Annotated in this window: 1 pseudogene; it reads right to left on the bottom strand. The window is 67.3% G+C overall.

Features of this window, described 5'->3' with window-relative positions:
• Nucleotides 1–251 (bottom strand): annotated as a pseudogene (locus SB822_RS59235) (molecular chaperone HtpG); the annotation flags it as partial.

The following is a 251-nucleotide window of genomic DNA, read 5'->3' as shown; positions in this document are numbered from 1 at the left end:
GCCAGGGCGACCTTCTGCTCGCCGCCGGCGTCATGGGTGGAGGCGAAGCGCAGCAGGCCGGCGATCTTCTCGCGGTTGCCGTAATCCTCGGCCGGGCCTTCCTTCAGCACCTGGCCGAACTGCTTCCAGAACGTGGCGTAGTCCTCGGGCTTGTCGCGGGCCAGCTTCTCCAGCATGTCCAGCGAGCGCTTGGTCAGCGCCGACTTCATCGAGTCGATCACCGGGCCGGACTGCAGGATCTCGCGCGAGAC

This window comes from Paraburkholderia sp. SIMBA_054 (genome assembly GCF_046534875.1).
GTDB classification, from domain to species: Bacteria; Pseudomonadota; Gammaproteobacteria; order Burkholderiales; family Burkholderiaceae; genus Paraburkholderia; species Paraburkholderia hospita.
Note: the sequence above shows the minus strand (reverse complement) of the source record. Positions and strands in the feature narration are given on the sequence as shown.